3 protein-coding genes are annotated in these 2,062 nt (G+C 40.7%); 1 reads left to right on the top strand and 2 read right to left on the bottom strand.

Translation table 11 applies throughout. The annotated features are described in order from the left end of the window. Positions 1-966: efflux RND transporter permease subunit (locus tag CDZ78_RS19820; protein WP_140414256.1), on the top strand; the 966-nt coding region annotated here is incomplete at its 5' end. Between the two features lie 20 nt (positions 967-986). On the opposite strand, the gene CDZ78_RS19815 is transcribed toward CDZ78_RS19820, so the two are convergent. Continuing rightward, positions 987-1,217, bottom strand: a complete 231-nt coding sequence (locus CDZ78_RS19815) for a hypothetical protein (protein ID WP_087871506.1) — start codon at positions 1,215-1,217, stop codon at positions 987-989. A 166-nt stretch (positions 1,218-1,383) separates the two neighbouring features. Beyond that, entirely contained in the window at positions 1,384-1,710 is a 327-nt protein-coding gene (locus tag CDZ78_RS19810) for a hypothetical protein (RefSeq protein WP_140414255.1), read from the bottom strand. Positions 1,711-2,062 lie beyond the last annotated feature (352 nt).

Here is a 2,062-nt window from a genome sequence, read left to right as displayed (position 1 = left end):
AATTTAGGGGAGATATTTCATTATTCAAGCTTGGTTGCTTCAGGAAGTTATTTCGTGCACATTCCTAAACTTAATTTCTGGGGAATACAGGCGACAGAAGTTTTACAGACGATACAGGCGGCTTATGCAGGACATATCATTGGCATGCACCTGCAAGGAAATCATCGCTATAATATCAGCCTGACTTTAAGTCCTGAATTACGCCGTAATACTGAATCAATTACGCAGCTCCCTATACGGACACTTGCTGGAAAATTAATAAACCTCGGTGAACTGGTTGATATCAAACATAATGAGGGACGTTACAATATTCTGCATCAAAACGCCCAAAGGCGACAAAGCGTCACCTGTAATGTTGCCGGGGATGACATGGCTTCATTTATGCAAGAACTTAAAACACGAATTACCAGCAATATTAGCTTTGAAGACAATACCTACCCGGAGTATACCGGAGCAGCGGTTGAACAGGCGCAAGCTAAACAGGATCTGATATTACATGCGCTATTCGCCAGTATAGGTGTGCTAATTTTTATTTATATTGCAATCAATAATTTACGTCATGTCGGGATTACCTTAGTCAATATCCCCTTTTCACTCATCGGCGGCATGATTGCTGTCATCCTAATGGATGCCACCCTATCCATTGGTTTTATTACCTTGTTCGGTATAACTGTGCGCAATAGCATAATGCTGCTATCCCATTACCAATACCTTGTTGAACAGGAAGGATTAGCATGGAATTTAGCAACAGCACTAAAAGGCGCACAAGAACGCTTACCCTCTATATTAATGACCGCATTAGTCACTTCATTAGCAATGGCCCCGATTGCATTTAATAGTGATAATCCCGGGCTGGAAATTATGGGACCTATGGCGACCATTATTATTGGAGGACTAGTCTCTTCTACTTTACTTAATTTATTACTTCTACCCTTAATGCTATTAAGATATGGTAAGTTTAAATAATAATCGTTAAAAAAGCAGCATCAAAAAAATGCCAATCCAGATAATGTAGAACCAAATGAACCAACCAGCATTGGAGCTATAACAGCTATAATTTGGGGCAATGAGGCAACTATAGAAAACAACATATTATTTTCAATAAGCCATTTAGTTGGCTCTTTTTTTAGCTCTTCATCACTCCCATGCAACAGGGATAATTTTGCCTGATTACTTAAGTAACTTTGAGCGGGAAGATATACTGCTGCAATGATCAAAGAGTAGCTACCCCCCCCAACATTGACAGACTAATAACGTGACTGACTTTAACTGAATTATTTCTTTAGTTTCCTCAACAAATGAGAGGGGCCAGTTTAACCACAACTGCATGTGGATAATTCCGATAACCATAACCGCAGAACCGCCGGTTATTAATTTTTTTAACTACTCGGATCGACCCAGAAAATACTCTGGTCCCTTGTCCAAAGTTAAAGGAATTTGATGCATAATGCAACACCCTGCCATCATACCAAAAGGTACAACCATAAACCCTACCAGGTTAATAGCATTTAAAGTAGATTGCACAATAAATAACTGATTTGAGGTGAATAATTCTGTGCCTGAAAGAATATCGAAGGTGAAACTATAAATACTGGCTATGGGAGTATCTGCAGATTCAACATTAAGTAAATAGCTTGTTTCAACTGCGGTAATCGCACCTGCTATCACGATAAAAAACAATAATGTTGATTTTGTTTTTGAGTTTTTCAATGTATTCCATATGAAAAGACCAAAGCCCGCCATAACAAAAAAAATACACCAACACACTGGTAAGCCACAATAAGCGTGCTTTAATTTCATGCGGGGAGTCGCTATTTTTGCGAAAGCTTGTTTTGGGCATCCCAGCCCAAGCAAGCAGCAAAAACTTAACGCGACCACTTATGCCTCCGGCGGCCCCGATTCGTCCTCGTCACCTCGTCCCGACCCAACAAGGGGTCGGAACATAGGCTCCAAATGACTTGACGCCGTGTCGGATGGCCTTTTATTTTGTCTCCACCTTCGCTAACGCTCAGACTCCGACAAAACAACGGCCCTACGGCTATCGCGGACTAAAAATCATCAC

The organism is Bathymodiolus platifrons methanotrophic gill symbiont (genome assembly GCF_002189065.1).
In the GTDB taxonomy this organism is placed as follows: domain Bacteria; phylum Pseudomonadota; class Gammaproteobacteria; order Methylococcales; family Methylomonadaceae; genus Methyloprofundus.
Note: the sequence above shows the minus strand (reverse complement) of the source record. Positions and strands in the feature narration are given on the sequence as shown.